Source organism: Flavobacterium sp. NLM, assembly GCF_002210235.1.
Lineage (GTDB): Bacteria > Bacteroidota > Bacteroidia > Flavobacteriales > Flavobacteriaceae > Flavobacterium > Flavobacterium panici.
The window spans coordinates 54,707-61,735 of sequence record NZ_LIAC01000023.1 but is presented as its reverse complement, the minus strand read 5'-3'; the positions used below and the strand labels follow the sequence as shown (position 1 = coordinate 61,735).

The following is a 7,029-nucleotide window of genomic DNA, read 5'->3' as shown; positions in this document are numbered from 1 at the left end:
TGGTTCTTTAAACCAAACTATTGAATGCAGTAATGCGGAAGCTTTAACTGCAGCTCAGGCTTTATTTCCAACAGCTTCTGATTCATGCGATACTGATGTTTCGAATATCACAAAAGTAAGCGGACAGTTTGTGGCTTCTGAAGGATGTTCAAATACTGGAACTTACACTAATACTTGGACGGTAAAGGATGACTGTGGAAATACTTCAGATACTTTTACACAGATTATTACGATTCAGGATACAACTGCTCCAACTTGGACAATACAAGCTGGCTCTTTAAACCAAACTATCGAATGCAGTAATGCGGAAGCTTTAACAACAGCTCAGGCTTTATTCCCAACTGCTTCTGATTTATGTGATGCTGATGTTTCAAATATCACTAAAGTAAGCGGACAATTCATCGCTTCTGAAGGATGTTCAAATTCTGGAACTTACACCAACACCTGGACGGTAAAAGATGACTGTGGAAATGTTACCGATAGTTTTATCCAAATTATTACAATTCAGGATACAACTCCTCCAATTTTTACTGGAAATCTTCCAACTGATATCACTGTTTCTTGTGATGCTGTTCCGCAACCTGCAAACCTAGAAGCTTCTGATAATTGCAACGGAAACTTACCAATTGTATTTTCTGAAATTAAAAGCAATGTTCTTAACGAATGCGGCACAGATTATACTTTAACACGCAAATGGACTACTAGTGATTGTGGCGGCAACACCGTTTCTCATACTCAAATTATTACGGTTAGAGATACAACTCCGCCAACAGGAACTGCTCCGGCTGATGTTACAGATTTACAAAGCATTATTGATATTCCGGCACCAAATCCGCAAGCTATTATAGATGCAGCAGATAATTGCAGCAGTACAGTAACGGTTACAATTAGTGATTCTAATAACGGAGGAAGCGGCTGTAATGGAAATGCTTATATCTTAACCAGAACCTATACGCTGACAGATTGTGCTGGAAATAAAACAGAACTTGTTCAAACTTTTACCGTTGAAAATAAAGTTTCTGTAACAGGCGTTGCAACAAATGTAAGCTGCTTTGGAAAAAGCGATGGTTCGATTTTAGTAACTAATAGCCCGGGATCTACTGTAGTTATTACAAATGATCAAAATGAAGTTGTTGGTAATACTAATTTACCTGCCGGAACTTATACACTTACAGCAACATCTGCTGTAAATGGTGAAAATCAGACTTGTACAGCAACTACAACCGTTGTTATCACACAGCCTGAATATTCTACAAAAATATCAGGTTATGTTATGAATGTAAACAACAATTCTGGTATTGCAAATGTAATGGTGACCTTGATTCCGCAAGGAACTACAACAGGGCCAATTTTATTACGCATAACCGGAACTGATGGTGGATACAGCTTTACCGGAATGTCTGCCGGAAGTTATTTAGTTCAGGTGCAAGATGCAACTTTAAACAGTGTTTATCAATTATATCCAACAGATTCAAGTTTATTCTTCACAGTTCTTGAAGATTGTACCTTTCAGGAACATACTTTTAATTATGGATCTTCTACACTACCAGTTTTAGGCGATTATGTTTGGTATGATGTAAACAGCAACGGGATTCAGGACGAATGGTACGATGCTAACAATGATGGCATTGTGACTAAAAATGTTCCTGATTCAGGCGGCGGAATCGACTACAGTTTATGGGAATGGATCGATTTTAATGGTGACGGAAGCTATCAAGGCCCATCAAACGTTGGCGAATTAAACGCCGGAGGTTTTGGAAATGCGGCAAGTCCAAATGTTATAATTGACGGACCAAACGGTTATCACAAAGAAGTAATTATTGGAATTGAAGGATATTGGAGAGACAGACCTAATACAGAAAATCCGTATGGTCAGTATACTATTAAGTTAGTTAAAGATGGAAATCTGGATGCTATGGCTGCTGCCTTAGGCGCAACCGGACTTGTAAAAGTGCTTCCAAATTTAGCCGATAAAAAAGCATCTGCTAAAACGGGAAAAATTCAAATGCACACGGTATGCTCAACAACTAGTCCAAGCAGTTATATTGTAAATGTTACGCCGCAAGATTTAGTTCATTTAGATAATGATTTTGGAATAAACTGTAAAGAATACCGAGATATTGTTGCTAATGATGATTCTGCCGGACCTATCGCAGGAGTTAACCACACTACAACAAATGTTCTAAATGTACTCGTAAATGATACACTTGAAGGTAATGCGGTAACAGTTTCTGACGTAATTATTACTACAGTGACGCCAAACGAATTTTTACAACTAAATCCTGATGGTTCTGTAGATATTTTACCAAATGCTCCGGTTGGCACACTTACATTAGTATATCAAATTTGTGAAGCAGATCAAACTTCAAACTGCGATACTGCAACAGTAACGATTACTATTGTAGCTCCGGTTATGAGGGTAACGGCAACACCAATTTGTGTAAACGATGTTCCTTACATTGATTATGTAGTAACACCCGGAAATTTCACTCCGGTAAATGGTGTAACAATAGCTTGGGCAAATGCACAAAATACGGTAATAACCACTATGACTAATTTACCACTTAGCGGTCGTGTTTTATGGCCGGGAGCTGTGGTTAATGAAGCTGGAAATGGTATTGACTGGCCGGGATGGATTTTCGAAAACAATAAATGGATTCAGGGAGCTGATGGTTTTGAATCATTACGTCCTACAGTTAATTTAACGATATCAGTTAATCCAAGTGAAACCATAACTGTAAATTATCCACCGGCAGATCCGTATTGTATCGCCAGACCAACATTTGCAATTGTAGCAAATGATGATAATCCGCCGGCAATTACAGCACCAGCCGGAGTAACAAACATTGTAAATGTATACAACAATGATACTTTAAATAATGATCCTGTAAATCCTGCCGATGTTACACTTACAACTATAACACCAGATCCTACAAACACCATAACATTAAATCCTGATGGTTCTGTAGATGTGGCTCCAAATTCTCCAGCAGGAACGTACACATTAACGTATCAAATTTGTGAAAATGCCGATGCCGAAAACTGTGATACTGCTATTGTAACAATAATTATTGTTGAACCTGCACCTCCTACTCCAGTTGTTGCAAATGATGATGTATATGCAAACATTGGCTGTAATACCTTTGGATTGGTTGGAAATGTATTAAGTAATGATTTCAAAGGACAGCTTCCTGCGACACTTGAATTAGTCAATTTTACATTACTTGCAGAAAATGAAAACAACGCCAAAACAGATCCAAATATCACAATCGATAATCAAGGAAATGTTACCGTTTCAAGTTTAACACCAGCCGGAACTTATACCTACACGTATCGCATTTGTGATAAACTAAGTGCAGAGAATTGCGATACTGCAACGGTAACAATAACAGTAGTTCCTAATGGAATTGTAAACATAACCAGTGAATCATGTAATGATGACTCCAGCTTAATAAACTTGTCTAATTTGCTTCCGGAAGACACACCAATAACCGGAACATGGATTGACACAAACGAAACTAATGCATTACAGGGAAATATATTCAATCCGTTTGGTTTAGCACTTGGCAATTATACATTCGAATATAAAATTACCGATGAAAATTGTCAAAGAAGTGTACTGCTAAATATGGAAGTTAACAATGACTGCCACGTTTTAGCCTGTGGAAATATTTTAGTACACAATGCTTTCTCACCAAATGGCGACGGAATAAATGATGTATTCGTAATTGACAGTATTAATGATTTAACCTGTTATCCTGAAAATACAGTAGAAATCTATAATCGTTGGGGAATATTAGTATTTGAAACTTCAAATTACAATAATACAACCAATGCATTTGATGGAACTTCCAGAGGCAGAACCACTGTTAATAAGTCTGACGGGCTGCCATCAGGTACTTATTTCTACATTCTTACTTATAAATCATTAAATGGTAATAATGAAATTCAAAATAATAAGGAAGATGGATATCTATATCTGTCAAAATAAAATCATTTAATTTATCGTAAATAATTCTAATACAATGAATTACGTAAAAATGGTAAAAAATTTCTTATATTTGAGTTCGCAAAATATTGACTTTTTGATTGAATATAATTAAGAAATCAATGAGTAATAATCAATAATACACATCTACTATGAGAACAAAATTATTTTTCTTCGTCATTATGTTTGTAACGATTTCTGGTTATGCACAACAAGATTCACAGTATACTCAGTATATGTACAATGCTATAAATGTAAATCCGGCTTATGCAGGATCCAGAGGAGTTTTGAGCATCTTTGGTCTCTACAGAACACAATGGGTAGGTTTAGAAGGAGCTCCGCAAACAGCCAGTTTCTCTGCAAATTCGCCAATAAACAACAGTAATTTAGGAGTGGGTTTATCGCTCGTAAATGATAAAATTGGACCAACAAATGAAACTACTATTTCTGCAGATTTATCATATACACTTCAAACATCTCCAGATTTCAAGCTTTCATTTGGAATAAAAGGAAGTGCCAATTTATTCAATTTAGACATTAGCAAACTAAATCCGGAAACTCAGGGAGATCCGCAATTTCAGGATTTAGATAATAAATTTTCACCAAATGTTGGAGCAGGTATTTACTGGCATTCAGATAAAGCCTATATCGGTTTATCTGTTCCAAATTTTATCGAAACCAAAAAATTTGACGATAACGATTATGCCATTTATAAAAGTAAAATCAATTATTATTTAATGGGCGGTTACGTATTTGACCTTGACAAATTACAATACATAAAATTCAAACCTGCCACATTAGTGAAAATGGTCGAGGGTGCACCGCTGCAGGTCGATATTTCTGCCAATTTTATGTTTTTTGAAAAATTTGTCGCAGGACTTTCTTATAGATGGAGCGCATCTGTAAGCGGCATTGTTGGATTTCAAATCACAGACGGACTTTATTTAGGATATGGTTACGACCGGGAAACCACAAAGCTAAATAACTACAACACAGGATCGCACGAAATATACCTGCGATACGAATTCTTTAAAAACACCAGCAAAATGGTAACTCCACGTTTCTTTTAAAAAATAATAGTTATGAAAAATTTTACTCTTCTTATTTTAATAACTCTAAATGTTTTTTCCAGCTATTCCCAGCAGTCAAAATTAAACGCTGGTGCCAAAAAATACGACAACTACGCCTATGTTGACGTTATTAAAACCTACGAACGAGTAGCCGCAAAAGGATACAAGTCTGAAGTTTTATACAGAAAACTCGGCGATTCCTATTACTTCAATTCTAATTTTGAAGGAGCTGTCAAGTGGTATGATGAATTATTTGGTATAAACACTTCTCCCGAAGCTGAATATTATTACAGATATGCACAGTCCCTAAAAGCAACAGGACAAACAGCCAAAGCCAATAGAATTCTTGAAGAGTTTAATGCAAAATTCAAAAATGATTCGAGAGCAAAGCTTTACAGAGAAAACGTAAATTATCTTGATAAAATTAAAGCAAATTCAGGCCGTTATAAAATCGAAAATGCCGGAATTAATTCTAAATATTCAGATTATGGAAGTTTTGTTTATAATAATAAAATATACTTTGCATCGGCAAGAGACACCGGAAATTTCAGTCAGCGAAAACACAAATGGACAGGCGAATATTTTACTAATATTTATGATGCCGACGTAAGTTCTCAAAACGATTCAACATCTAAGGTAAATAAAATCAGATCTACCGTAAATTCAAGATTTCATGAATCTTCACTAGTTTTTACTAAAGATGGAAATACGGTTTACTTTACAAGAAATAACTTTCTTGATGGTAAAAAAGGAAAAGATGCCAATAAAGTTACTTTATTAAAAATTTATAAAGCCAGTCTCGAAAACGGAAAATGGACAAACGTAACAGCGCTTCCGTTTACAAGCGATAATTACTGCACAGCACATCCGGCATTAAGTCCTGACGAAAAAACATTATATTTTGCTTCAGATATGCCAGGCACAATAGGACAGTCTGATATTTATAAAGTAAACATTAACGTCAGCGGCGGTTTTAGTTCGCCCGAAAATTTAGGAAAGGGAATTAATACCGAAGGAAAAGAAACATTCCCGTATGTAACCAGTGAAAACGAAATTTATTTTGCTTCAGACGGGCATCCCGGACTTGGCGGACTTGACGTTTTTGTAGGTCAAATTGAAACAGATGGATCTATTGATGATATTCAAAACATAGGTGCCGATATTAATTCTCCTAAAGATGATTTCGCTTACATTATCGATCCGGTTTCAAGAAAAGGCTATTTTTCGTCTAATAAAGATGGCGGACTTGGTTCTGATGATATTTACAAATTTTTAGAAACCAAACGCTTAAAATGCGTTCAGGAATTAGGCGGGGTAATTACTGATGCAGCTACCGGAATTATACTTCCCGGAACTAAAGTTACTTTGTATGACGGCATGCAGCGAATAAAAAATTCTGCTGTTGCAGATGCTTCCGGACTTTACAGTTTTGGAGTTGAATGCGGAAAAACCTATTATGTACGCGCAGAAAAACCTGAATATGCCACAAAAGAAGTCAGCATAACGATTCCTAAAGAAAGCGGAAAAACAGATCTTCCTATCGCTTTAGAAAAATCGGTCTGTAAAGTTGTTGTTGGAGACGATTTAGGAAAATGTTTTGGTATTAAAAGGATTTATTTTGATTTAGATAAATCTAACATTCGAACCGAAGCCGCTTTAGATTTAGAAAAAATTCTGGATGTTTTAAAACAAAATCCAACAATGAAATTAGATATTCGCTCGCATACAGACAGCAGAGCTTCTCATCAATATAACGAAGCATTATCTAACCGAAGAGCAAAATCAACCATAGAATGGCTTATAAACAACGGAGTTCCTACAAATCGCTTAACCGGAAGAGGTTATGGAGAAACGCAACTGGTAAACTTATGTTCTGATGGAGTGCAATGTACAGAAGAAGAACACCAAATGAACAGACGAAGCGAGTTTATCATTACCGGACTATAAATTATAAAAACCAAACCAATCTAT

At 36.0% G+C, this 7,029-nt stretch carries 3 protein-coding genes; all 3 read left to right on the top strand.

Going from position 1 to position 7,029, the window contains the following annotated elements; genetic code table 11:
• A partial coding sequence (locus tag APR43_RS22480; protein WP_133063772.1) for a gliding motility-associated C-terminal domain-containing protein occupies positions 1 to 3,991 on the top strand: 3,991 nt, incomplete at its 5' end.
• Positions 3,992 to 4,140: 149 nt separating this feature from the next.
• The gene (locus APR43_RS22475) at positions 4,141 to 5,058 is read left to right on the top strand and encodes a type IX secretion system membrane protein PorP/SprF (protein WP_053470141.1); all 918 of its coding nucleotides are present in this window, start codon (positions 4,141 to 4,143) and stop codon (positions 5,056 to 5,058) included.
• A 12-nt stretch (positions 5,059 to 5,070) separates the two neighbouring features.
• Positions 5,071 to 7,005 carry an OmpA family protein gene (locus APR43_RS22470; protein ID WP_053470142.1) on the top strand — a complete coding sequence of 645 codons (1,935 nt, stop codon included), beginning with the start codon at positions 5,071 to 5,073 and terminating at the stop codon, positions 7,003 to 7,005.
• Positions 7,006 to 7,029: the final 24 nt, after the last annotated feature.

What these genes read in the sequence shown, in the direction of transcription:
- APR43_RS22470 (WP_053470142.1), top strand. Translation starts at nt 5,071, where the DNA reads ATGAAAAATTTTACTCTTCTTATTTTAATAACTCTAAATGTTTTTTCC.
- APR43_RS22475 (WP_053470141.1), top strand. Translation starts at nt 4,141, where the DNA reads ATGAGAACAAAATTATTTTTCTTCGTCATTATGTTTGTAACGATTTCT.